We start from the raw sequence: 24553 nt of genomic DNA on the forward strand, positions 1-24553 counted from the left end.
ACCATACGGAGTAACGTCAGCCGCGATCGGACTCAGCTGATCTTGCGGCGATAGGTCGCGTTCGCGACGGCATAGGCGACGGCGAGGATGCCAACGAGCCAGGCGAGGGCTATCCAGATGTCACTGCCGACGGGCTCCTGGGCCAGCAGGGCCCGGATGGTGTTCACAATGGAGGTCACGGGCTGGTTCTCAGCGAACCATGCGACCGGGCCGGGCATCGAGTCAGTAGGTACGAAGGCCGAGCTGATGAACGGCAGGAAGATCAGCGGGTAGCTGAACGCGCTGGCGCCATCGACGGTCTTCGCCGAAAGCCCAGCGATTACGGCGATCCAGGTCAGTGCGAGGGTGAACAGGACCAGGATTCCGCCGACGGCGAGCCAGCCGGCCATGGACGCTCCGGTACGGAACCCCATGATCAGCGCGACGACGATGACGATCGCGACCGAGACCAGGTTCGCAACCAGCGAGGTGAGCACGTGCGCCCAGAGCACGCTCGACCTCGCGATCGGCATGGACTGGAACCGTTCGAAGATGCCGCCCTGCATATCCAGGAACAGCCGGTATGCGGTGTACGCGACGCCGGACGCGACCGTGATGAGCAGGATGCCGGGCAGCATGTAGTTGACGTACGACGAGCTGGATCCGGTGTTGATCGCGCCTCCGAACACATACACGAACAGCAGCATCAACGCGATCGGGGTGACCGCGGTGGTCATGATCGTGTCCGGGCTGCGGAGGATGTGACGCAGCGAACGGCCGGTCAGGATGCGGGTGTCGCTGAGGACGTGGGTGCTCATCGGGGGTCCTTTCGTGCCGGGACTGTGGCGCCGTCGACGGCGCGGTCGGTGCCGCCGTCGCCGTCGCCGGCGTCGTCGTCGGTGCCGCTGACGAGGGCGAGGAAGACGTCTTCGAGGGACGGCTGCTTCTCGACGTATTCGACTTTGGCGGGTGGGAGGAGCTGCTTGAGTTCGGCCAGGGTTCCGTTTTGGATGATCGTTCCTTGGTGCAGGATCCCGATGCGGTCGGCGAGCTGTTCGGCCTCGTCGAGGTACTGCGTGGTGAGCAGCACCGTGGTTCCCTGGCCGGCAAGCTGCTTGACGGTCTGCCACACCTCGATGCGCGCCTGGGGATCGAGCCCCGTCGTGGGTTCGTCGAGGAAAATGATCGGAGGGTTCCCGATCAGGCTCATCGCGATGTCGAGCCGGCGCCGCATGCCGCCCGAATACGTCGATGCCTTGCGGTTCCCGGCGTCGGTGAGCCCGAAGCGGGCGAGAAGGTCGTCGGCAATCGGGCCCGGGTTCTCCAGGTGACGCAGCTTGGCCACCAGCACGAGGTTCTCCCGAGCGGTCAGCACCTCGTCGACGGCGGCGAACTGCCCGGTCAGGCTGATCGACTCGCGCACGTCGCCGGGTTTGGCGGCGACGTCGAAGCCGTGGACCGTGGCGGTACCCGCGTCCGCCTTCAGCAGCGTCGACAGGATCCGCACCAGCGTGGTCTTGCCCGCACCGTTCGAGCCGAGCAACGCAAAGACGCTCCCCGCCCTGACGTCGAAGTCGACGCCCCGCAACACCTGCAGGCCCTTAAACGACTTCTCGATGCCCTGCACGCGGATCGCGGGTCCGAGGGCCTGGTTGGTGGTCATATCCGTCTCTCCGTTCCCGGCGCGTTCAGGCGCCGCTGTCGGCGGCCTTATCGATGGCGTCGGTCAGGCGCTGGCGCTCCTTGTTGATCCACTGGCCATCCGAGTAGTTCTGTATGAAGGTGTCTGCGAACTCCACCGGGTCGTCCCCGACGATGTCGCGGATCGGCGTGCCGTCGACGGCAGCGCGCTCGATCAGGTCCGCGAGGTCCTCGAGCATCTGCATGAGGACATCGCCCTTGACGATCGACCCGGCGTACATGAAGTAGCGTTCGAGTCCGTCGATCGCGGTCCGGTAGCTGGTGGGGAGCTGTTCCTTGCGGGCCTTGTACTGCCGCCAGCGCTTCTTGTCGTCAAATGAGCCGGTGATCTTTTCTATCCATCCTGCGGTCATGGTTACTCTCCTTCTTCCTGCGGGTGTTCAATGCGGTGGTGGAGTTGTTCGATCCTTTTTTCGAGGAAGCTCCAAGTCCTCCAGAACTCTTCGAGGTACTCGCCGCCGAGCGTGTTCAGCGAATAGACCTTGCGCGGCGGCCCCTTCTCTGAGGGGACCTTCGCTACGTCCACGAGGCCGCGCTGCTCGATCCTGACCAACAGCGCGTAGACGGTGCCCTCGACGATGTCCGAGAAGCCCTCCTCGCGAAGCCGTGCCGTGATCTCGTAGCCGTACGCCGGCTGCACGGCCAGGATCGCGAGGACGATGCCCTCTAGCGTGCCTTTGAGCATCTCGGTCATCTGCTTGCCCATGGAAACCCACCCTTCGACTACTCTGTACTGCTGACTACCACTAGATAGTAGCACTGAATAGCGGGCTGACAAGGGAGGCCTATCTGAATTCTGTTCCTCTATATAGGGTTTCTAATATGGGCGCTTTTCCTCGACCAACGCCGGCGCTTCGTGCGGTTTCGGAGTGCCTGGCGAACTCAGAGTCGGAGATGTGGGGCCTACAGATTTCGACACCAGCTCCCGCCGCCCCGCCGGTGACGCCTCCGGTAACGCCCTCGGCCTCGCCGACTGACACGGCGATCAAAAGCATCATGAAGAAACGTCCATTCCTCCCGTCAATGGCTGCCGTCTTTGCCGGCGCCTTGCTCGTTGGCGGCTGCGCCTCGCCCCAGGCGCAGCCGCCGCCCCGGACAACGTCCGTAAGCCAAAGCTGGGCCATGGCATATCCGACGCTGAAGGATCTGACCCAGAGCGCTGACGCCGTTGTCGTGGGGACAGTTGCGACCTCCGCACCGGCCGCAGCCGTTGATGGCATCCCCTTCACCGACGCGGCGGTGGCCGTGAAATTGTGGCTTAAGGGAACCAAGCCGGCAGCGACCATAACGGTGCGACAAACCGGCGGTGCGCTGAAGGATTCGGTGGTCGTTGCAGAAGGCGATGCGATCATGCAGCCAGGGGAGGAATCAATGCTTTTCCTCCAGAAGAACGACGACGGCACATACGTCGCCCTGTCGGGGCCGACGGGCCGTTTACCGGTCTCCGGCAGGTCTGTCACGAAGATGCCGGAATCCAGTCTCACCGAAGCAATTCCCGCGACGCTGCCTGAAATGATCGTCGCTGTTAAGCGGTTTCTCTGACTCGACCGACTTCCCTGAGGCTCCTGTGCTCATTTAGAACCATTTGTGAGGGTGTGGAGGACGTACTCGAGTTGCTCGGCGCTGAAGGTTCCGGAGTGACGGACGGCCAGGGTGCCGTCCGGGGCGATGATGGCGGTGAAGGGGAGGCCGGGGATCTGGTATGCCCCTGCCGTGGTGCCTTTGGTATCGGCCAGCAACGGGTACGTCGTCCCGTTCTTTGCGGCGAGGGCTACCGCCGGTGCGGCGGGGTCGGCGACGTCGATTCCCAGGAACGCCACGGAGGAGCCGAGGTCGGTGTGCGCTTTCTGGAGTTCGGGCATTTCGCCGGCGCAGGCGCTGCAGGTGCTTGCCCAGAAGTTCACTACCGTGTACTTGCCCTTTGTCCGGGCGAGGGAGTGCTGGGTTCCGGGATCGGCGAGCCCGGGCAGTGTGAAGGCCGGCGCTGGCTGGCCGAGTGCCGCTGGGCCGGCGGAGGCGTTCCCGGCGGGCGCTGGGCCGCCGACCGGCCGGCCGGCGTGGCCGGGCAGTTGGTCAGCCGCAGTTTGCGCCATGGCCTGGGCGAACAGGGCCGTGTTCGCAGAGCCTGTACCGAACTGCCCAATGGCCGCTTCCTTGCCGGCAGGGTCGATGAAAAACAGCTCCGATCCATGGACCACTTCGCCGGTCTTCGGGTCGACACTGACAGGCACGTGATAGCTGGCCGCGACGCCGGCCAGCTGCGCGGGAGTTCCCGTGCCAAAGACCCAGTTGTGGGCGGATGCGAGGCCGTGGCTATCGGTCCAGGCTTTCACATCCTGGACGGCGGCATGTAAAGGATTGGCGTTTACCGAGAGGAAGACGACGTCTGCGGCCGCCGTGCCCAGATCGGTGTTGGCTGTGACGACATCCTGGGCCAGGAGCGTGCACAGGTCCTCGCATTCGTCGTCATTGAATGACAGCACGACGGACTTCCCGCGGTATTGGGACAGGCGCGCGATTTTCCCGTTTTGGTCGGTGAGGGAGAAATCCGGGGCGGTATCCAGCGGGGCGGACAGGACGTCGAGCTGCAGCAGCTCGGCCGCGGCGGAGCCCATGGCCGGCTGGGCGGCGGCGGAACCCGCGGATCCGGATGGCGAGTCCGGCCGAAGGGCCGCAAGGAAGATTCCGGCGATGGCTACGACGATGGCCAGTCCGGCGGCGGCCCAGACCGCGGCAAGGCCCCTCCGGTGCCTGCGGTCGGCGGCCTCAGAGGTTTGCGGTGTGGTGTTCATAGGTGGTGCTCCCTTTCCCGGCGCTCAAGCGTGGTGGCCGGCGTTTCTGTGAGGCTCCGGTGGATGACGACGGCGATCGCGGCGAGTACGACGGCGCCGAGCAGTGTTGCCGACAGGAGCGGTTGCGCAGCGACGCCGGCGGCGATGGCGCCCTGCACGCCGGTTACAGCCGATGTCAGCGGCGATTCGCCTGCCGGGTCCAGCAGGTCCCGTACCCAGTAGTAGGCCATATAGGCACCGGACGCAGCCAGGGTGATGCCAGAGACGGCGGGCAGCCATCTCCCCGCGGTCCGGACGTTGCGCACGGCGGCCGCACCAAGGGTCGTGGTGACCACGGCGGCGGCCGTGACGAACAGGGCCATTCCCAGGGCGTAGGCAAGGTAGGTGGCCAGTCCGGCCAGGAGGCTCTGGCCTGTGAAGGACCCGGCCACAGCGGCCAGGAAAAGCGGCAGGGAACAACTCAGTGAGCCGGCCGCGTAGGCGGCCCCGTAGCCCGCCATGGCGAACACGGACCGTCGCGTGCGGAACCTGAGGGCGGACAGATGCAAGGCAGGAGCCCGGCCGAGCACGGTGGAGATCCCGGCGCCGGCCATCACCACCCCGATGGCAGCCATGAGCCAGGGCAGCCAGTCCGTCGCCAGCCGGGCACCGCCTTCGAGCAGCAGCCCGAGTGCGCCGAAAACGGCCACGAAACCGGCACTGACGCAGGCGCCGGCGAGCAGCCCGCGGGTAATCCGCGCCGCCCGTGAGCCTGCCGGGGGGCGCGTGGCGTCAGGTGTTCCGGTGAAGATGGCCAGATAGGCGGGGAGCATGGGGAAGCCGCAGGGGTTCAGGGCCGCGACGAGCCCGAGGGTGAAGGCATAGAGGACTGGTCCGGTTGAGTTGGCGGGCACCATGTCAGTGCCCGGATCCGGGCTGGCGGTTCAGTGACTGCAGGTAGGCGTTGTAGTCCGCAAGGTTCGTGTCGCCGCCGTCCCGGGCAGCGCGGCGCTCTGCGGCGCGGGTAGCGCGCTGGTCCGACTTCTGCCATTTCACTACGAGTGCGCCGAGGACGAGGAGGGTTGGAAGTTCGGTGAATCCCCAGGCGATTCCGCCGCCGGCGGCCTGGTCTGCCAGCGGGGAGATGTGCCATCCCGGCACGGGCTGGGAGTAGAACTTGACCATCAGTGCGGTGGACATCATGACGACGACGCCGAAAAAGGCGTGGAACGGCGCGGTGGCGGCCAATTCAAGCACGGGCAGGACTGGGCCCGCGAGGTGCCGGAGTCCCCGGGTGGGGGTCCGGGGTGTGGGGTCGACGCCGAGGATTCCCCAGAAGTAGAGGAACCCGATGGCCAGGAAGTGCACGAGCATCAGGTTGTGCCCCCACCATGTGCCCATGAGGTAGTCGAAGGCCGGGGTGAAATACAGGCCATACAGGCTCATGATGAACAGGCCAAAGGTCACCGCGGGATGTGTCAGGACTGCGGCCAGGCGCGACTGGATTACGCGCAACACGCCGCGGCGCAGACGGCCACGGCCCCGGGTGCCGGTCGGCAGTGCGCGCAGCAGCAGTGTCATCGGCGCCCCGAGGACCAGGAATACAGGCGCGAGCATGTTCAGGACCATGTGCTGGATCATGTGGATGCTGAAGAGCTCCATGCCGTAGCCCTCGATCCCGGTCGCGGTGACGAGCAGGATGATGCCCAGCCCCAGAAGCCACCAGATGGTCCGCGCAAGCGGCCACCTGACGCCGCGTCGGTGGAGAACGACGACGCCCCACCCGTACAGCCCCAGCAGGACGAGGACAAGCAACGGCAGGAGCGGAACGGGCTGGGGGTGCCAGGCCAGGACGCGTGCCAGAGTCGGCGGCTGGACCGGCATCCACATCGGCCCGCTCATCATCATGCCCGGATCCCCGGCACCCGGGACCGGCAGGGTGGTTCCCGAGAACACCACCCCTAGATCCCCAGGATGAGGGTCTCGTCCGCGGACGGTTCGCCCGCGGCCCTGGCAAAGATTTCAAAACCGGCACGGACGGCGTCCAGGTCCGTGGCGGAGAGTTTCTCGAGCACCTGCTCGATTTCGCGCCTGCGCGCGTCCGTGACCTCGTTGTAGACGCGGGCGCCGTCCTCGGTCAGAGAGACGATGACTTCGCGTCGGCTTCCGGGACTGGTCGAGCGCGCGATCAGGCCGCCGGCGACCATTCTGTCCGCGAAGCGGCTGAAGCTGGACTGGTTCGCGCCCAGGCGGTGGGCCACTTCACCCATGCGCAGCGGCCCGAAGTTGGAGAGCACCACGAGGACCCGGAACTGGGGCAGCGTGACGGTGTCCATGACCGGCGCCAGCGACCTGGCGATCACGCCCAGCAGGGCGCGCGAGGCGGTGAGGGTGCCCTCGATGGCGGCATCGCGGCGGGGGACGGTTCTAGCCGCGCCGCGACCGCCCGGTAATGAAGGAACTTCCGAATTCATACTTGCTATAGTACATATATTGCGTGAGGACATGCATCGCGAAACCGCGCCGCCCTCAACCACTGTTCCCGCTCGGCGCGCCGACAGCACGGAAGACAATGCTCCCCGACAGTGAAGGAACTTCTCCAATGGCTCAACACCGGACCGCCGCGGGACGGTTTCTACTCTTTGTCTTTGTCGGCGCGGTGTGCGGGGTCATGGTGGCGGGGTTAATGATTCCCGCCGCCGCGGTGGCCGGTTCGGCGGCAGAGTTCTCCGCCGGGCTTGTCGGAAGCCTGCCCGATGAGCTGAAGATCGACCCTCCCGCCCAGACCACCACCGTCCTCGCCAATGACGGATCCGTCATTGCGACCTTCTTCAGCCAGAACCGGGACAGCGTGGCACTGGATCAGATGTCGCCCTACATCCGGGAGGGCATCGTCGCGATCGAGGACGCCCGGTTCTACGAGCACGGCGGCATCGATCCGACCGGGATCCTCAGGGCGCTGGCGGCCACCGCGGGAGGCGGACGACAAGGCGCTTCGACGATCACCCAGCAGTATGTGAACAACGTCATCATCCAGTCCCACATCGCCGCCGGGCACCCGGACCAGGTCAAACTCGGAGCCGCCAAAACAGTCGGAGACAAGATCAGGGAGATGAAACTCGCCATCGCCCTGGAGAAAACGTATTCCAAAGACCAGATCCTCCAGGGCTACCTGAACATCATCTACTTCAACCACAACGTCTACGGGATCGAGGCGGCCGCCGAGTATTACTTTGGCGTCCACGCCAAAGACTTGAGCCTGCCCCAGGCGGCCACCCTCGCCGGCGTCATCAACAACCCGGCCTACTATGACCCCGTGACCGAGCCCAAGCACGCTGTCGGGCGGCGGAACATCGTGCTGGACAAGATGCTGGAGCAAGGAAAGATCACGGCCGCAGCACATGACAGCGCGGTCAAGAGTCCGATCGGGCTGAACGTTCATCCGGCCCGGCAAGGGTGCATGGCCGCCGTCACTGCACCGTATTTCTGCGACTATGTGCAACGGCTGATCCTCAACGACCCGGCCTACGGCGCAGATGAGGACGCACGGCGCAGCGCCCTCTACCGCGGCGGGCTGACCATCAAGACCACCCTGGACCCCGGACTGCAAAAAATCGCCCAGGGCCAGGTCAACGCCACCATCGCGGGGACGGACCCTTTGCAGCGCGGGGCGGAACTGGTGAGCATCGAACCCGGCACCGGCAAGGTCCTGACCATGGCCCAAAACACGGCCTACAACCCGGCACCCGGGCCGGGAAACTACATGGGCAACTTCGCGCTCCCTTCCACCGACGCCAACGGCCAACCGCTGGACGGCGCCGGCGGGTTCCAGATCGGATCCACCATCAAACCGTTCATCTTCGCCCAATGGCTCAACGCTGGAAAATCCATGAACACCGTCCTCAACGGGGCTGTCCGGGACTACCCGCCGGGCTTCCCATGGAAGAACTCCTGCGGCACCACCACGGGGTCCTACGACCCGGCGGCTGGGACCCACCTCCTGCCGAACGACGACCCCAACCACTACTACCCGATGACCGTCTTACAGGGCCTGTACCAGTCCATCAACACCATCACGTTCCAATCCGCTAGCCAGCTGGACCTCTGCGAGGTCCAGAAAATGACCACCGCCGCCGGCATCACGGACGGACACACGAACAAGCCCTACGACTTCTCCAACATCTCCAACCTCATCGGCTCCGTCGACGTCGCCCCGCTGACCATGGCCAACGCCTTCGCGACTTTTGCCAGCGGAGGAATCTACTGCGCCCCGAGGGCGCTCATATCCGTCACCGACAGCCACGGAAACTCGCTCCCGGTCCCCGGACCGGACTGCCGCCAGAGCATCAACCCCGGCGTGGCCGCCGGAGTGACGTACGCGCTCAAGAACGTCCTGACACGGGGTTCCGGCTACAACATCCCGGTCAACAAGAACTACGATATCTTCGCCAAGACCGGCACCACCGACGGAAACACCATGACCTGGACCGTGGGCGCCACCGCCGGAATCGCCACCGCCTCCTGGTTCGGCAGCTACAAAGGAACCGGCCCGCAATGGGTCAATCAGGACATCACCATCAACGGGCGGTACTACGCCGGCGTCGACGGCGCCGACCTCGCCGGCGGCCAATGGGGACGCTTCATGGACGCAGCCGCACCCCGATTCAACACCAGCGCCTTCGGCAGTCCGCCAGCACCCGTGCTCGAAACACCGGCCCGATGACGACCCGGCGACTCGGCATCGAACGTCCGGTTTGTGCTGCTATCCCGGCCGTCGCGGCGTCCGGCGGGGAAGCGTGAGCGCTGGACAGCCAGCGAGGAGTGAGTCAAGAATGAGCCAACGGGTGCCGCCATGATTCCTGCGCTCCCGGCCGGACTCCGTCAGTCCGGCACATCCGATCGTTGAAGGCAAGACATGAAGGCGGTGGTCGTCGGGGCAGGCATTGCGGGCCTCGTCGCGGCCCGCCAGTTCGGTTTGGCTGGCTGGGACGTCGATCTGCTTGAGAAGTCGGCCGCTCCGCGCCCCGATGGTTACATGATGGATTTCTTCGGCCCGGGAGTGGAGGCGGCGGAGCGGATCGGCCTTTACCCGCGGCTCGCAGCGGTCGCGTACCACGTCGAGGCGGCCGAGTATGTCGATGCAACAGGGCGCCCGACGTCCAGTATCGACTACGACCAGTTCGCGCGGCTTGCCGGCGGGAAGGTCCTGAGTCTGTTGCGCCCCGACATGGAGCGCGCCGCTCTCGCGGCTCTCGATGACGTGGCCCCGGGCCGGTTGCGGGTCCGCTACGGGGCGCAGGTTTCCCGGGTATGGAGTGATGAGGACGGCGTGCGGGTCGCCATCGATGGCTCGCCGGACGTGACGGTCGCCGCGGACGTCCTCGTCGGCGCTGATGGCATTCATTCCGGGGTGAGGGCCCAGGTCTTCGGCCCCGAAGAGGAGTTCCTGCGCCCTTTGGGTATGCGTGCGGCCGCGTTCATCGTCACCGAACCGCTCCTCAATGCCGGCTTCCGGAACCGGTTCGTCCTCACAGACAGCATCGACCGGATGGCCGGGCTCTACAGCCTGCGCTCGGACGAGGTGGCCGCCTTCATGGTCTACCGGGACGCCACAGGAGCCCAAGGCCACCTGCCGTCCGGGAGCACGCGAGAGCGGCTGCGCCGGGAGTTCGCCGGGCTCGGCCACGCGGTTGACCGGCTGTTGGAGCTGTGCCCCGAGCATCCGTACGACGATGTCGTCGCGCAGATTGTCATGCCGGGCTGGCACAGGGGGCGGACCGTTCTCGTGGGGGACGCCTGCGGCGCCGTGTCGCTCCTCGCGGGTCAGGGCGGCTCGCTCGCCATCGCCGGTGCCGCGCTGCTGGGGGACGTCCTGGGACCCGTGGCCTCACCGGGGGGAATCGCCTCGGCCCTCGCGGAATTCGAGCGACGCTGGCGACCCGTGGTCGAGGAGGCGCAGGCGGCCGGGAGGCGCACCGCGTCCTCGTTCCTTCCCGCCAACCGGACCCAGCGTCTCCTACGTCGCTGGATCATCCGGGCCACCCGTCTGCCAGGAATCGACCGGCTGGTGGCCCGCCAGATCGTGGGCAGGATCGCAAAATAGGCCCGACGCGCACGGGCGCGGTGCAGAACCGCCGGCAAGCGAACGGCTCAACATCCGCCGGGAGCTTCTTGCCCAGAAAGTTGAGGAGAACCCGCGCCGGGCAGACTACTGCGGCGTACGGGGCCCCAGGTTCTCGAACTGTCTGGCGACGAGGACGTCAGTCGAGGAATGGGCCAGGATGGAGAGCACAATGACCAGGGCCACAAGATGAAAGACCTCATCGGAGCGCTCCACGCCGGATTCGAGGACCAGAAGCCCGTACACCACCGACGCGAACCCTTTGGGACCGAACCACATGGCCGCGAGCTGTTCCTTGACGGGTAGCCGTGTGCCGAGGAATGACACCAGCAGGGCCAAGGGCCTTGCCACGACGATGGCCAGGACGGCGAAGACCCACCCTGTCCACACGATTTCGCCGAACAGGAAAGTGGGCGTGATCAAGGCGCCAAAGACCAGGATCGCGGCCAGCTTAAGCAGTTCGGACACCAGTTCCCCGAACTGCTCGAATTCGTCCCGGAAGCCCGGTCCTGCGGTGGCCACGGTGATGCCGGCCGCGAAGGCTGCGAGGAAGAGGTTGGCTCCGGTCACCAGGCAGATGGCAAGGACGAGCAGGCCGATGGATACCGCCACCAGCGGTTGCAGTCCTTTCGTCGCCATCAAAAAGGGAAGCCGCTCCAGCCAGATGACGATCAGCGGGACCAGGACACCGACCAGCACACCCAGGGCGATTTCTCCGGCCAGAACGCCAAGACCGAGATCCGCTCCACCACCCAGGGCCAGCAGCACCAGAACTACCGGCAGGGCCAGCCCGTCATTGAGCCCCGACTCCACGTTCAGGAGGTGTCGCAACCGCCCCGGAACTTCCTTACGCCCCACAATGGCGGCCGCGAACACCGGATCGGTCGGGGCCAGCACCGCACCGAGCAGGAAACACTGCAGCCAGGGAAGCCCCACAACGTAATGGGCCAGGAGCGCGGTGACCAGCAGTGTCAGAGGCAGCCCAAGCAGCAACGCCCGACCGGGCAGACGCCACGCCCTCCGAAGGTCGGACAACCCAACTTTCATGCCGTCCGTAAACAGGACCGAGAACAGAGCCAGTTGGGCCAGAACCCCAACGACAGGATCGTCCGGAGTTATCGGGACAATCCCAAGGACGCCCTGGCCCAGGACAAATCCGCCGAGAAGAAACAACACCGCGGTGGAAAGCACGGTCCGGCTGGCGCGTTCGGAGATGAGGACGCCCAACAGAAGCAGCACGGCAAAGGCGAGCGTCAGCATCGGTATCATCCGCGTTACCCCATCAGCTTGCCCGCGTCAGAATTCGGGAGTGGAATCGCAGTGGCGCCAGGAATCAGTCACCGCTCGTGGGCCGGATAACCAGAACGGGGCAGGGGGCATGGTGCACGACCTGGCTGGAGATTGATCCGAGCCGCAGCCCGGCGAAACCTCCGCGACCCCGGGATCCCACAACGAGGAGGTCCGCGTCTTTCGCGGCATCCAGTTCCTTGCCGCGCCGCAGACGCGCTTCATCCACGGCCCAGCGAAGAGCCGCCAGGGAGTGTTCGGAACCGTCGACACCGGCGACGCTCAGGAACTTGCTGGTTGCGTTCATGTCTTCTGTCCTTTCACGCGACCTCGTCCCATCGCCCGGGCAGTGCCAGTCTGTGCCTGTCGCCCGGAAGCGGTCAAGGCCTTCATCAGGCCCCCCGAGAGAGAACCATGAGCCCGCTCCTTCGGAGTTGGAGCAAACATCGGTTGCCCGGCACCTTCATGAGCTGCGGAGCGGCGAGGCCGGGGGAGCCCGTCATTGGACGACACGGCTGGGGCGAGGACGACGTGACTGGCGGAGCAACGATGCGTGTAGTGGAATGAGGCCAACCGGATGGCTGCAAGGGTGGCCAGTCCACGTCCAACGGATGAGGCCCCGTGCTGCAGATCGAAAATCTTTCAAGGACGTACAGGCGGACGACAGCGGTTGCGAACCTGACCGTTGCCTTCCCTTCCACAGGGCTGCATCTGATTCAAGGGGACAACGGGGCGGGAAAAACCACGGTGCTCAAATGCATCGCGGGTCTCGAGAAATACCAGGGATCCATCTGGTGGGGCGGGGAACCGACGGCCGGGCATGTCTCGTCAGCCTTCGACGACTCACCCGCACACAGCGCACTAAGTGGCCTGCAGAATTTGAGCGCGATTCTCGACCGACCGGTTGCCGACCTGCGGGCTGATCCGTCGACCTTTGGGTTTCTCACGGAGGACCGGCTCGCAAAGAAGACCAGGTCCTACTCCTTCGGCCAACGGAAAAAGCTTGCGCTCACCGCGGCCTTCCTGCAGGACCGGCCGTGTGTTCTCCTGGATGAACCGACGGCCGGTCTCGATGGCCGGGGGCGTGAGGTCCTCACGAAGATGCTGGCATCCTACGCGCGGACCCATTGCGTGATTGTCTCGGACCACGACGCCGTTTTCTACGCCGAACTTGCATCAGACGTCTACTCGATGAGCGACGATTGCCTGACCAAAGTGCCCCAAGACCGCATTTCACCGAGCGCGGGAGCTGATCAGCGATGAACAACATCCTCCGTTCCATCAGGACCGAATTGCGCTACGAAACGTGGAGTCTGACGCTCCTCTGGCCACTGGCCGTGACTTTCGTTGCCGTCTGCCTCGGTCTATTCGGGAGTCTAAGCGGTGCGGACGTTAAGCTCGCACAGTTTCAGTCCACTCAGGCAGAGGCCGCATCCAGCGGCGTGAGCCTCGAAGAAGCCATGAAGCACCCGGTTGGCGAGTCAATCCAAGGAAACCAGACGCTTCTGGACAACCCTTTGCGCTTTGACTACGAGCAGGCATATAACGCGCACCGGGCACTGGACGGGTGGCACTCCGTTGGGACCGGGCTTGAGATGATCACCTTCATTGTCCTCCCGCTGCTTTTCTTCCTCTACGGGAGCGCGGTGGCGGTGGGGGACGTGCGTCAGCGGATTCTCAAAGAGCGGGTGGTGATCCAGGGGGCACGCCCGTATGTCGTGGCGAAGGTGGTAGTTGTCTCAGTCGTGGCCCTCGCCACAGCCGTGCTGAGCGCAGGTGTAAGTCTCGCTGCGACCCCGATTCTGAAAGCCGTTTTTCAGCCCGAACGCACCTTTGACTTCCCTTTCATCATCGAAGAAAGCGGAAACGGCAACCCTGTGGTCCAGATCCTCTTCAGCGCCGCCACGGCACTGTTCTTTGGCCTCCTCGGGTTGTTCCTAGGACTGGTCATTCGAACGACCCTGATTCCTGGCCTCATGGCCGGAGCCCTGCTCATGGTTGTTCCCTTCGCAGGTCCCTACGACCCCCGCAATATCCTGACTGCGGCCGGCCAAACCGTCTTCAATTTCTGGGGTGGATTCACTCCCAGAACATTGTCCCCGGTGCCCCTGGATGCCGGACTCGCGTTGATGGTGCTCGGACTGGGCATTGTTGTTGCCGGCTGCAGTTACCTTTGGTCCCGCATGACGAAGTTCGTGTAAGCCCCAAGCATTTCGGGATCAGTCGGCTTCCAGGACGAAGAAGATGAAGGACAGGAACGCTGTCCGCTCGCCGTTGAGGATGCGCGGCGGAAGGAGTTCGTGCGGGGTGTCGGGGGATGGCTCTGGTTCGCTCACCGTGGCTACGCGGTATCCCGCAGAGGTGAAGGCGCTGATCATCGCGTGAAGGGGTCGGTGCCAGAAAGTCAGGACCGCTGGCTCGCCGTCGAACTCGTAATCCTCCGAGTACTGCCGGACGGCGAAGTAGTCCTCGGTCGGTTGGGTGATCACACTGACGGTGGGGTGGTTGACCGACAGGATCAGGCGACCGCCCGGTTTCAGCACCCTCCGCAGTTCGGCAAGCGGTGCCGACCAGTCCTTCAGATAGTGCAGGACCAAGGACGAGACAACGTCGTCGAAGGAGCCATCGGCGAAGGGGAGCGGCTTGCTGAGGTCGGCCAGGTACAGGTCCGCGGCAGCACCCAATCGCTGACTTGCCAAGTCGAGCATCGCAGGACTGGAATCGAAGCCGGTGCTGATCGCCCCTTTCGCGCTCAGTGCCGCGGAGAGGGGCCCGGAGCCGCAGCTGCGTCCAGGACCCGGCGCCGCAGACGAGCCCCTTTAGGAGCAGGGACCGGTGGGCAATCCAAGGGGGCGGGGCGACTTAGGATTCGACGTCGGCCGCGGCGATTGCCTTGTCCGTGAGGACGGGCATCATCCCGAGTAGCGCGAGGGTCAGCACTCCCATAATCGCGAACATGGCTTGCAGGCCCAGCCATTGGGCCAGCAGCCCGCCCACTGCTGCACCGAGCGGCATGGTGCCCCACGCCAGCAGTCGGTAGGCGCTGTTGACCCTGCCCAGCAAGCGGTTTGGGCTAATCCGCTGGCGCAGGGACACGGTGATGACGTTCCAAAGGACGATCAGTATGCCGCCCACAAACAGAATCGGGCCAAGAACGTAGGGGTTGTCGGTCATGGCGGGCGCACCTACGAACAGCGCGACCCCGAAGATCGTGAGCGTCAGGGCCTTCGACCGACCCAGCTTGGCCTCCACCCATTCGGAGATGAAGGAGCCAACGAAGGCGCCGAGGGCGGAGGTCGTCAGAAGCAGGCCGAACCCCACTTCGGACAGCCTCATTTCCGAAGCCGGGCCGACGGCAAACAGCACGAGGACCGCGAACGCTGCGCTGGATGCGAAGTTGAACACCCCGGTCATCACCGCGAGCGTGCGGAGGATCTTTTGGTTCCAGAGGAACCGCAAACCCTCGCCGATGTCGAATCGCAGTGTGGTCCTCTGCTCCCGCTCGATGCGGAAAGCCCCGGGGACCAGGAGCAGCCCGCCGACGGCGGCAAGCCACAGTGCCGCCGGCACGGCAAGGCCCGCAGCGACGCCGATGGCCACCAGCAGCCCGCCCAGCGGGGGACCCACGAACTGGTTGGCGGTGAGTTCGACGGCGTAGAGCCGGCCGTTGGCGCGGGAAAGCTGATCCCTCTGCACCACCTGGGGCAGGATTGACTGCGCGGACGTGTCGTAGAGCGTTTCAGCCACACCCACCATCAAGGCCACAACGTACAGAGCCCAAATGGAACCGCCATCCAGCAGGATGACGGCTACCAGCACGGCGGGCAGCAGGGCACGGCCGAGGTTGGCCCACACCATGAGCTTGCGCCGGTCCAGCCGGTCGGCCAGCGCCCCGGCAGTGAGGGCGAACAGCAGCCACGGGAGCGTCGCTGCGACGCTCAGCCCGGCAATCAGCGTGGGTGACTGCGTGAACTGAATGGCCAGCAGCGGCAGCGCGATTTTGAAGACACCGTCTGCGAGGTTGGACAGCCCTGATGAGGTCCACAGCCTCCAGTACGGCGCACCCAGCGGCGCCCGAAGCCGTTCCTTCACCTGCCCGCCATGATGAGTCATAGGTGAACGATGGCCTATTGATTGAGAAAATTCAAGGGGGTTGAATTTACTGCACCAGATTCTAGGATGGGTGCATGGCGGACGCAGAGCAGACGAGCGCGGACGGAAAGAAACCCGCCGCGAGCGCCCGGGAAATCAAGGCGCTGGCCCATCCGGTGCGCTTGAGGATCCTGCGGCTATGCGGTCTCCATGAACTGACCAATAAGCAACTCGCCGACCGGCTAAACCAGGATCCGGGGACCGTCCTCTATCACGTGCGGCAGTTGCTCTCAACGGGATTCCTTGAACCTGCGGGGGTCCGCACGGGAGTCAGCGGCGCGCTTGAGAAGCCGTACCGCTCCACGGGGCGGTCCTGGAATCTGGACACCGCACTGGGTGAAGCCGGTCCGGGTGGTCCGCTGGCGCCGCTCGACGCGATTCGGGAAGAGCTAAAGGAAGCCGGCCCGGACGCACTGTCCAGCCTCTCCCGCTTCGTTCTGCACCTCTCCGAGGCAGACGCCGAGGATCTCACTACGCGCATCTACGCGGTGCTGAGCGAATACACCGACAGTGACCGGCAGCGAACGGACCAGCCCGCTTACGGCGGCATTTTTGTCCTTCACCGGACGTCAGATTAGTACGTCGGCCCCGCAGGCGCCCCATTGGGTTCCGGTCAGGTCGGGCAGCGTAGCTGCCAGGCGCCGCTGAGGATCGACGTGGCCCGGATCTCCGTCGCGTCCAGTCCCTGGGCGAAGTCTCTGCGGAACTGCAGGGTCCGGGGCCGGGTGTCCGGATCAGGGCTGGAACCTGTAGCCGATGCCGGCCTCGGTCAGGAGATGCCGCGGGTTGCCTGGAACAGGTTCGAGCTTGCGGCGCAGCTGGGCCATGTAGACGCGCAGGTAGTTGGCTTCCTTGGTGTAGGCGGAACCCCAGATTTCGGTGAGGAGCTGACGCTGGGTGACGAGTTTTCCGGGGTTACGAACCAGCAGTTCCAGGATGCCCCACTCCGTGGGGGTAAGGCGCACGTCCTGTCCGTTGCGGGTGACGCGTCTCATGGCCAGGTCGACGGTGAAGGAAGCCGTGGTCACGACCGGTGTGTCCTCTGCTTGAACGGTCCGGCGTTGGACGGCGCGCAGTCGCGCCAGGAGCTCGTCCAGCCCAAAGGGTTTGGTGACGTAGTCGTCGGCTCCGGCGTCGAGTGCCTTGACCTTGTCGTCGGAGCCGTGCCGGGCGGACAGCACCAGGATCGGGACGCGGCTCCATTGCCGGAGCCGGGTGATGACCGTCGTGCCGTCCATGTCGGGCAGGCCCAGGTCCAGGATGACGACGTCGAAGGGGCGCCGGGCCGCTGACTGGAGGGCGGATTCGCCGTCGGACGCTGTCACCACGGTGTATCCGTGGGCGTGCAGGGTGATTTTGAGGGCCTTGAGGATGTGGGGGTCGTCGTCGACCACCAGTATGTCGTTCACAGCGTGCCTTCCGTGCTGGACAGGGGCCCGGTGTGGTGCCGGCGCAGGAGCGCTGACTGGGCCTCGAGCGGGGCCTGGGCGGAATGTTGGTCGTAGGGGGCGCCGGCCGAGAGTGGGAGGCGGATCACCATAGTCAGTCCGCCCCCTGGCGTTTCTTCCGCGGTGAGGGTTCCTCCCATGGCCTCGGTGAAGCCTTTGGCGACGGCCAGGCCGAGTCCGACGCCGGTGGCTTGCGGGACGTCGTTGAGGCGCTGGAATGGCTGGAACATCCGGATGATGCTCTCCGCGGGGACGCCCTGGCCGTGGTCGATGATGCGAAGTTCTCCCGCGGGGCGCCCGTGCAGGGTTGCGTGGCTGAGACCTCCGGCGGCCCCGACGATGACGACGTCGGAGTCCGGTGCGTATTTGACGGCGTTCTCCACGATGTTCGCGATGACCCGTTCGAGCATTCCAGCGTCGGCGTCGACTTCGGGCATGTTTGGCGGCAGGTCCACCCGCACCCTGTCCACCGGGCTTCCGTGGAGCGCGGCGGGAATCACCTCGTACCAACGCACCGATTTGATGAGCGGGTTGACGGAATCGGAGGTGATACGGGACATATCCAGCAGATTGCCCACGAGCGCGTCCAGCCGGTCGGAGCATTCGTCGATGGTGGCGAGCAGCTCCTGTTGTTCCTCGGGGGTGTAACGGATGTCAGGCTGCCTGAGGCCCCCGACTGCCAGTTTGATGCCGGCCAGAGGCGTGCGGAGGTCGTGGGAGACCGCACGGAGAATGGAGGTGCGCATGGTGTTGCTTTCCGCCAGCCGCACAACTTCCCGCCGGCTGGCGGCCAGTTGCTGGCGTTCCAGTTGCGCGGCCAGGTGGGCGCCGAACGCTCCGAGCAGCCGTCTGTCACTGGCCGGCAGCGTCCGGCCGGAAAGTACAAGCCGGGTCGCGGCGTCGATCTGTTCGATGTTTTCTGTACCCTCCGGCGCGGCGGTAGGAACGTCGCCGGCCTCCGCGACGAGCCGCCAGCCGGTGCTCCCCGCCCTCCCCGGGCCGATGTGGCCGGCGTGGCCGCTGTGGCCGCTGTGGCCGCTGTGGCCGCTGTGGCCGGTGGCAGTGTAGAGGGCCACGCCACTGACCTGGAACACGTCCAGGGCTTGTTGCAGGAGTCCTCCCAGGGTGTCATCGGCGCGGGCGGCCCCGCGGGTGAGGTCTCCCAGGGTGGCAGCTTCGGCGCGGGCCCGGGCGGCTTCTTTCGAGCGCCGTGCGGAGAGGTCGACGACGACGGCGACGGCTGCGGAGACGCCCACGAAGACCAAGAGGGCGAGGAGATTCTGCGGGTCGCTGATGGTGAGGGTGCCCACCGGAGGTGTGGAGAAGTAGTTGACCAGGAGGCTGCTCCACAGTGCGGCAAGGATGGCCGGCCAGAACCCGCCAACGAGGGCGACGGCAACGGACCCGGCAAGCTGGACCAGCGCTGCGGTGGCGACGTTTTGGTCCGGGTTCAGTGCGAGCAGCATCTGCAGAAGCACGGGGAGCACCGTGGCCAGGATGAAGCCGGCGCCGACCCGGATGCGGCCGAGGTCCCGTTGCGGCCGCGGGGCTGCGCCGCGGCCGCCGAGCGGGTGGGAGACCATGTGGACGTCGATGTCGCCGGAATCCCGGACGACCCGGGTGCCGACCCCGCCGCCGAGCAGGGCGCCGACCAACCCGGCGAGCCTCTTGTGGCGGGAGATGCCGACGACAATCTGGGTGGCGTTGACGCTGCGGGCGAAGTCCAGGAGGGCGGCGGCGGGGTCCTCGCCTGTGACCACGTGGTAGCTGCCTCCCAGGTCCAGGATCAGGCGGCGCTGGGCCTCCAGCGCCTGCGGCGACTCGCTGGCCACGCCATCGGCGGCGCGCACGTGCACTGCCAGGAGGTCCCCGCCGTTGACTCTGTTGAGGATCCTGGCGCCCCGGCGGATGAGGACTTCGCCTTCCGGGCCGCCGGTCAGCGCCACCACGATCCGTTCCCGGGCCGGCCAGCTGGCGTCGATGCCCTGTTCCGCCCGGTACGTGGCCAGGCCCTCGTCCACCCGGTCAGCCAGCCACAGGAGCGCGAGTTCACGCAGCGCGGCGAGATTGCCCAGCCGGAAGTAGTTGGCCAGGGCTGCGTCGATCTTCTCGGCTGCATAAATCTTGCCGTCTCCGAGCCGCTGACGGAGCAGCTCGGGGGAAATATCGACCAGATCGATCTGGTCGGCCCGGCGTACGACGTCGTCCGGCACCGTCTCGGCCTGGTGCACGTCGGTGATGGCGCTGACCACGTCGCCCAGGGAGGCCAGGTGCTGGATGTTGACCGTGGAGAGGACGTTGATGCCGGCTGACAGGAGCTCGTCGACGTCCTCCCAACGTTTGGTGTGGCGGCTCCCGGGAATGTTGGAGTGGGCGTATTCGTCCACCACCGCAGTCCCGGGCTGCCGGGCGAGGACCGCGTCCAGGTCCATTTCCTCGAACTCGGTGCCCCGGTAGGGCAGGAGCCGGGGCGGGATGATCTCGAGGCCCTCCATGAGTGCCCGAGTGTCGGCCCGGCCGTGGTCCAGGGCGAACGCGACGACGACGTCCTCGCCGCGCTCGCCGAGCCGGTGGGCTTCCTCCAGCATTTCGTAGGTCTTGCCGACCCCCGGGGCCGCCCCCAGGAAGATCCGCAGCGTTCCGCGTGCCATGGGATCATCGCCTCCGCGTGGTCTCACTTGGACGCTGTTGCGGCGGCCAGGTCAATGTTCAGGGCTGTCACGTTGACGGACGGCTGGCCCAGGAAGGCCTCGAGTCCGCCGGTGGTGTTCTTGTTGACCAGGGTCATCACTGTGTCGTTGCTCAGATGCTGCGCCGCGGCGACGCGGGGAACCTGCAGCCGGGCATATGCCGGGGAGATATTCGGGTCCAGTCCTGACCCGCTGGCGGTCACGGCGTCGGCGGGCACCTGGTTCTCGCTGACGCGCTCGGCGGCGGCGACGGCGGACCGGTTGGCGGCGACGGCGTCGAGGAGTTTCGGGTCGTTAGGCCCCAGGTTGCTGGCTGAGGATGACGCCGGGTCCCATTTCACGGCGGAGGGCCGGGCGTGGAACCAGCGCGGGTTCTGGGCGCCGGCGTCGTCGGCCGCGGCCTGGGCGATCAGGGCGGATGCGGCCGGGGCGCCGGCGCTGTCTTTCAGGATGGAGCCGTTGGCCTGGTAGGGCGCGATCAGTTGTCCGACGCCGAAGACGGCCAGGGGGTAGGCCACGCCGAGGACCAGTGTGGCGAAGAGCAGGAACCGCACGGCGGTGCCCAGCTGACGGAGGTAGCCGGTGAGAGCGTTCATGGGGGATGTTCCTAGCCGAGTCCGGGGATGAGCGAAATCATGAGATCGATGATTTTGATGCCAATGAACGGTGCGATGAGGCCGCCGAGCCCGTAGATGAGCAGGTTTCGTGCCAGTGCCTGATTGGCCGAGACGGCGCGGTATTTGACCCCCCGAAGCGCGAGCGGCACCAGGGCGATGATGATCAGGGCGTTGAAAATCACCGCGGAGAGGATAGCCGAGGACGGGGTGGCCAGGCCCATGATGTTCAACAGTCCGAGCCCGGGGAAGGCGGCGGTGAACAGGGCCGGGACGATCGCGAAGTACTTGGCGACGTCGTTGGCGACAGAGAAGGTGGTCAGCGCGCCACGGGTGATGAGCAGCTGCTTGCCGATGCCGACGATGTTGATGAGCTTGGTGGGGTCGGAATCGAGGTCCACCATGTTGGCTGCATCCTTCGCGGCCGGGGTGCCGGAGTTCATGGCGACGCCGACGTCTGCCGCGGCCAGCGCCGGGGCGTCGTTGGTGCCGTCCCCGGTCATGGCCACCAGCCGGCCTTGGGCCTGCTCTTTCTTGATGACCGCGAGTTTGTCCTCCGGGGTTGCCTCGGCCAGGAAATCATCGACGCCGGCCTCGGCGGCGATCGCCTTGGCGGTGATGGGGTTGTCACCGGTGATCATCACGGTCCGGATGCCCATTTGCCGCAGTTCGGCGAAACGTGCGTGCATGCCGGGTTTGACGACGTCGGCGAGGTGGATGGTCCCAAGAATGTCCGCGCGGCCGTCCGCGCCGACCTGGGCGACGAGCAGGGGAGTGCCGCCCTGGGCCGAGATTTCCGTGACCCTGTGGTCGACCTCCGCCGGGGAGTGTCCGCCGAATTCGGCAACGAACGCCGTCACCGTGGAGGCGGCGCCTTTGCGGATCATCCGCCCATCAAGGTCCAGCCCGCTCATGCGCGTGCTGGCGCTGAAGGGCACCACGGCAAAATTGCCGGAGCTGCGTTCAAGTGCTGACAGATCGGACCCGGTCACGCCCTTGTCCGCGGCGAGGTCCACGATGGACCGACCCTCGGGCGTTTCGTCGGCCAGGCTGCAAACCCGGGCAGCTTCGATCAGTTCGGCCCTGTCCACATGGGCGGCGGGGAAGAAATTGACGGCGCGGCGGTTGCCATAGGTGATGGTTCCGGTCTTGTCCAGCAGCAATGTGGTGATGTCCCCGGCGGTCTCCACCGCACGGCCGGAGGTGGCCAGCACGTTGTGCTGGACCAGGCGGTCCATGCCGGCGATGCCGATCGCAGGGACCAGCGCGCCGATGGTGGTGGGGATCAGACAGACGAGCAGTGCGACCAGCACGATCGGGGACGGCGTGGCACCGGCGAGTGCGGCGAACGGGGCCAGGGACATGGTGACAGCCAGGAACACGATGGTCAGGGAGACCAGGAGCACGTGGAGGGCGATTTCGTTAGGAGTCTTCTGCCGCACGGCGCCCTCGACCAGCTTGATCATGCGGTCGATGAACGTTTGGCCCGGCTCGGCGCTGATGCGGATGACAATCCGGTCCGAGAGGACCTTCGTGCCGCCGGTGACGGACGACCGGTCACCGCCGGATTCACGGATCACCGGCGCTGATTCGCCGGTGATGGTGGATTCGTCGACGCTCGCGAGGCCTTCGATGATTTCGCCGTCCGAGGGGATGACGTCCCCGGCCTCGCAGATGACGACGTCGTTGAGCCGCAGCTCTGTGCCTGGAATGTCACGGGTGGTGCCATCGGGCTGGCGGAGCCGGGCGTGGACGCCCTTGCGGCTGGCGCGGAGGCTGTCGGCCTGGGCCTTGCCCCGGCCTTCGGCGATGGATTCGGACAGGGTGCCGAAGAGGACGGTGAGCCACAGCCATACCGTGACCGCGATACCGAACACCGACGGCCGGTACAGGGAGATCGCGGTGCACAGGGCGGCGCCCCCCAGCACTGTGAACATGACCGGGGAATGGATCATCTGCCGCGGGGAGAGTTTGCGGACCGCGAGCGGCAGGGCGGCGGCGACGGAGGCGAGCGTGAGTTTCGCCGGGGCCTGGGTGTGGTGCTTGTGTTCGCCGGGGGTGCCGAGGGGGTTGCCGTCGGCGTAGGTCTGGGCGTCGGTGTCCGTACGGGACGGGGTCATTTGAGAAGTCCTTCTGCGAGGGGGCCCAGGGCAAGGGCCGGGAAGTAGCTCAGGGCGGTCAAGATCACTGTCACGCCGAGCAGCAGAGCGCCGAACAGGGGGCCGTGGGTGGGGACGGTGCCGGCGGAGGCGGGAATCTTGCCCTGACGGGCGAGGGAACCGGCCAGGGCGAGTACCAGGACAATCGGGAGGAACCGGCCCAGCAGCATCGCCAAGCCCATCATGACCGAGAGGAAGGGGCCTGAGGTGGTGATGCCGCCGAACGCGGAGCCGTTGTTGTTGGCCCCGGAGGTGAAGGCGTAGAGCACTTCGCTGAACTGGTGCGGGCCGGTGGCCGGGGCGTTGGCCATGGCGTCTGGCAGCAGAACGGTGATGCCGGCCAGCGCCAGTACCAGGGTCGGGGTGACCAGGATGTACATGGCGGCGAGCTTCATTTCCGTCGGGCCGATCTTCTTGCCCAGGTACTCCGGGGTGCGCCCGACCATGAGCCCGGCGATAAAGACGGAGATGATGGACAGGATCAGCAGGCCGTAGAGCCCGGAACCGGTTCCGCCCGGGGCGACCTCGCCGAGCATCATGTTGACCATTGCCACCCCGCCGGCCAGCGGGGGGAGAGAGTCGTGGGCGACGTTAACGGCGCCGGTGGAGGTCAGTGTGGTGGAGGTGGCAAAGATCGTGCTGGGGGCGGGGCCGAAGCGCTGTTCAAAGCCTTCGCCGAGACCCCCGGCGGCGGCCGTCGAGGTGCCCTGCCCGGATGCCACGGCCCAGCCCATCAGCGAAATCGAAGCCAGCCACAGCGTGCCCATCACGGCGACCACCGTGTAGCCCTGCTTCTGGTCGCCCACCATCCGGCCGTATGCGTAGGGCAGCGCCGAGGGGATGAGCAGGAGCAGGAACACCTCGAAGAGGCTGATGAACGCGTTTGGGTTTTCGAACGGGTGGGCCGAGTTCGCGTTGAAGTAGCCGCCGCCGTTGGTGCCGAGCTCCTTGATGGCTTCCTGGGAGGCGACGGGGCCCCCAGGAATGGTCTGGCTGATCCCGGCGGCGTGGTTGGTGACATCGGTGGGCCAGAAGTTCTGCACCACGCCGCCGAGGACCATCACCACTGCCGCGATGAACGCGAGCGGCAGGAGGATCCGGAACGATGTCCGGGCCAGGTCCACCCAGAAGTTGCCCAGCCGCTGCGTCCTGGTGCGGGCGATGCCCCGGATGAGCGCGACGACGACCACGATCCCGACCGCGGCGGAGAGGAAGTTCTGCACTGCCAGCAGGGTCATCTGCACGAAAATGCCCACCGTGGTCTCGGGGACGTAGGTCTGCCAGTTGGTGTTGGTCACAAAGGAAATGGCAGTGTTCATGGCCACCCACGGGTCCACACCGGGCAGTGATCCGCTGCCCGGCAGGACACCCTGCAGGCGCTGCAGGCCGAACACGGCCAGGATGGACACGGCCGAGAACGCCAGGACGCTGCGCAGGTACACGGGCCAGGTCTGCTCGGTGTCGGCGTCGATCCCGGCGAGCCGGTAGAACAGGCGCTCGGGCCGGCTTGACGACTTTCCCCCGAAAACCCGGGCCAAATAGATGCCGAAGGGCTTGTGCAGGGCTGCCAGGACAATGAGCAGTCCCGCCACCTGGACAACAAAGGATGCAGCGTTGAAGGTCATGTTCCG

The 24553-nt window shown here is 66.0% G+C and carries 23 protein-coding genes; 6 read left to right on the plus strand and 17 right to left on the minus strand.

What is annotated here, in order from left to right; translation table 11 throughout:
* Positions 1-32: 32 nt before the first annotated feature.
* The 4 genes from AB4Y72_RS00915 to AB4Y72_RS00930 are packed head-to-tail and all read right to left on the minus strand — an operon-like array spanning position 33 to position 2386.
* Entirely contained in the window at positions 33-797 is a 765-nt protein-coding gene (locus AB4Y72_RS00915; protein ID WP_441424295.1) for an ABC transporter permease, read from the minus strand.
* The gene (locus AB4Y72_RS00920) at positions 794-1642 is read right to left on the minus strand and encodes an ABC transporter ATP-binding protein (RefSeq protein ID WP_441424296.1); all 849 of its coding nucleotides are present in this window, start codon (positions 1640-1642) and stop codon (positions 794-796) included. The genes AB4Y72_RS00915 and AB4Y72_RS00920 overlap by 4 nt, the downstream gene beginning before the upstream one ends.
* Positions 1643-1667: 25 nt before the next feature.
* Positions 1668-2033, minus strand: a complete 366-nt coding sequence (locus AB4Y72_RS00925; RefSeq protein WP_441424297.1) for a DUF1048 domain-containing protein — start codon at positions 2031-2033, stop codon at positions 1668-1670.
* Between the two features lie 2 nt (positions 2034-2035).
* Entirely contained in the window at positions 2036-2386 is a 351-nt protein-coding gene (locus tag AB4Y72_RS00930; protein WP_441424298.1) for a PadR family transcriptional regulator, read from the minus strand.
* A gap of 290 nt (positions 2387-2676) precedes the next feature.
* On the opposite strand from AB4Y72_RS00930, the gene AB4Y72_RS00935 reads away from it, so the two are divergent.
* Complete coding sequence (locus AB4Y72_RS00935; protein ID WP_441424299.1) at positions 2677-3222, plus strand: hypothetical protein; 546 nt, start codon at positions 2677-2679, stop codon at positions 3220-3222.
* Positions 3223-3251: 29 nt separating this feature from the next.
* Here AB4Y72_RS00935 and AB4Y72_RS00940 read toward each other — a convergent pair whose 3' ends face one another.
* The 4 genes from AB4Y72_RS00940 to AB4Y72_RS00955 are packed head-to-tail and all read right to left on the minus strand — an operon-like array spanning position 3252 to position 6925.
* A complete protein-coding gene (locus AB4Y72_RS00940; protein WP_441424300.1) occupies positions 3252-4472 on the minus strand; it encodes a redoxin domain-containing protein in 1221 nt (406 codons plus the stop codon).
* Positions 4469-5365 carry a cytochrome c biogenesis CcdA family protein gene (locus tag AB4Y72_RS00945; protein ID WP_441424301.1) on the minus strand — a complete coding sequence of 299 codons (897 nt, stop codon included), beginning with the start codon at positions 5363-5365 and terminating at the stop codon, positions 4469-4471. The genes AB4Y72_RS00940 and AB4Y72_RS00945 overlap by 4 nt, the downstream gene beginning before the upstream one ends.
* Positions 5366-5369: 4 nt before the next feature.
* Positions 5370-6410 (minus strand): cytochrome c oxidase assembly protein, encoded by a 1041-nt coding sequence (locus AB4Y72_RS00950; protein ID WP_441424302.1) that lies wholly within the window; start codon positions 6408-6410, stop codon positions 5370-5372.
* A 2-nt stretch (positions 6411-6412) separates the two neighbouring features.
* Positions 6413-6925, minus strand: coding sequence for a MarR family winged helix-turn-helix transcriptional regulator (locus AB4Y72_RS00955; RefSeq protein ID WP_441424303.1), 513 nt, complete (start codon positions 6923-6925; stop codon positions 6413-6415).
* 128 nt (positions 6926-7053) lie between these two features.
* Between AB4Y72_RS00955 and AB4Y72_RS00960 the strand changes: the two genes are divergently transcribed.
* Both AB4Y72_RS00960 and AB4Y72_RS00965 read left to right on the plus strand, forming a co-directional pair.
* Positions 7054-9174: a transglycosylase domain-containing protein gene (locus tag AB4Y72_RS00960; protein WP_441424304.1), complete on the plus strand. Its 2121-nt coding sequence runs from the start codon at positions 7054-7056 to the stop codon at positions 9172-9174.
* A gap of 192 nt (positions 9175-9366) precedes the next feature.
* On the plus strand, positions 9367-10554 hold the full coding sequence (locus AB4Y72_RS00965; RefSeq protein ID WP_441424305.1) for an FAD-dependent monooxygenase: 1188 nt from the start codon (positions 9367-9369) through the stop codon (positions 10552-10554).
* A gap of 105 nt (positions 10555-10659) precedes the next feature.
* On the opposite strand, the gene AB4Y72_RS00970 is transcribed toward AB4Y72_RS00965, so the two are convergent.
* Positions 10660-11841 carry a cation:proton antiporter domain-containing protein gene (locus AB4Y72_RS00970; RefSeq protein WP_441424306.1) on the minus strand — a complete coding sequence of 394 codons (1182 nt, stop codon included), beginning with the start codon at positions 11839-11841 and terminating at the stop codon, positions 10660-10662.
* 64 nt (positions 11842-11905) lie between these two features.
* Complete coding sequence (locus AB4Y72_RS00975) at positions 11906-12166, minus strand: universal stress protein (RefSeq protein ID WP_441424307.1); 261 nt, start codon at positions 12164-12166, stop codon at positions 11906-11908.
* 314 nt (positions 12167-12480) lie between these two features.
* Between AB4Y72_RS00975 and AB4Y72_RS00980 the strand changes: the two genes are divergently transcribed.
* Together AB4Y72_RS00980 and AB4Y72_RS00985 are read left to right on the plus strand one after the other, a co-directional pair.
* Positions 12481-13122, plus strand: a complete 642-nt coding sequence (locus AB4Y72_RS00980) for an ABC transporter ATP-binding protein (RefSeq protein ID WP_441424308.1) — start codon at positions 12481-12483, stop codon at positions 13120-13122.
* Positions 13123-13301: 179 nt separating this feature from the next.
* Positions 13302-14060 (plus strand): hypothetical protein, encoded by a 759-nt coding sequence (locus AB4Y72_RS00985; RefSeq protein ID WP_441424309.1) that lies wholly within the window; start codon positions 13302-13304, stop codon positions 14058-14060.
* Between the two features lie 18 nt (positions 14061-14078).
* Here AB4Y72_RS00985 and AB4Y72_RS00990 read toward each other — a convergent pair whose 3' ends face one another.
* Together AB4Y72_RS00990 and AB4Y72_RS00995 are read right to left on the minus strand one after the other, a co-directional pair.
* Entirely contained in the window at positions 14079-14615 is a 537-nt protein-coding gene (locus tag AB4Y72_RS00990; protein WP_441424573.1) for a class I SAM-dependent methyltransferase, read from the minus strand.
* Positions 14616-14721: 106 nt separating this feature from the next.
* Positions 14722-15972: an MFS transporter gene (locus AB4Y72_RS00995; RefSeq protein ID WP_441424310.1), complete on the minus strand. Its 1251-nt coding sequence runs from the start codon at positions 15970-15972 to the stop codon at positions 14722-14724.
* Between the two features lie 74 nt (positions 15973-16046).
* Between AB4Y72_RS00995 and AB4Y72_RS01000 the strand changes: the two genes are divergently transcribed.
* Entirely contained in the window at positions 16047-16589 is a 543-nt protein-coding gene (locus AB4Y72_RS01000) for an ArsR/SmtB family transcription factor (protein ID WP_441424311.1), read from the plus strand.
* Positions 16590-16745: 156 nt separating this feature from the next.
* Here AB4Y72_RS01000 and AB4Y72_RS01005 read toward each other — a convergent pair whose 3' ends face one another.
* The 5 genes from AB4Y72_RS01005 to kdpA are packed head-to-tail and all read right to left on the minus strand — an operon-like array spanning position 16746 to position 24547.
* On the minus strand, positions 16746-17420 hold the full coding sequence (locus tag AB4Y72_RS01005) for a response regulator (RefSeq protein ID WP_441424312.1): 675 nt from the start codon (positions 17418-17420) through the stop codon (positions 16746-16748).
* On the minus strand, positions 17417-20110 hold the full coding sequence (locus AB4Y72_RS01010) for a DUF4118 domain-containing protein (protein WP_441424313.1): 2694 nt from the start codon (positions 20108-20110) through the stop codon (positions 17417-17419). The genes AB4Y72_RS01005 and AB4Y72_RS01010 overlap by 4 nt, the downstream gene beginning before the upstream one ends.
* 23 nt (positions 20111-20133) lie before the next feature.
* Complete coding sequence (gene kdpC / locus AB4Y72_RS01015) at positions 20134-20745, minus strand: potassium-transporting ATPase subunit KdpC (RefSeq protein WP_441424314.1); 612 nt, start codon at positions 20743-20745, stop codon at positions 20134-20136.
* Between the two features lie 11 nt (positions 20746-20756).
* Positions 20757-22883: a potassium-transporting ATPase subunit KdpB gene (kdpB, locus tag AB4Y72_RS01020; RefSeq protein WP_441424315.1), complete on the minus strand. Its 2127-nt coding sequence runs from the start codon at positions 22881-22883 to the stop codon at positions 20757-20759.
* The gene (gene kdpA / locus AB4Y72_RS01025; RefSeq protein ID WP_441424316.1) at positions 22880-24547 is read right to left on the minus strand and encodes a potassium-transporting ATPase subunit KdpA; all 1668 of its coding nucleotides are present in this window, start codon (positions 24545-24547) and stop codon (positions 22880-22882) included. The genes kdpB and kdpA overlap by 4 nt, the downstream gene beginning before the upstream one ends.
* Positions 24548-24553 lie beyond the last annotated feature (6 nt).

Origin of the sequence: Arthrobacter sp. YAF34, from assembly GCF_052113245.1 — a bacterium.
Classification (GTDB): Bacteria; Actinomycetota; Actinomycetes; order Actinomycetales; family Micrococcaceae; genus Arthrobacter.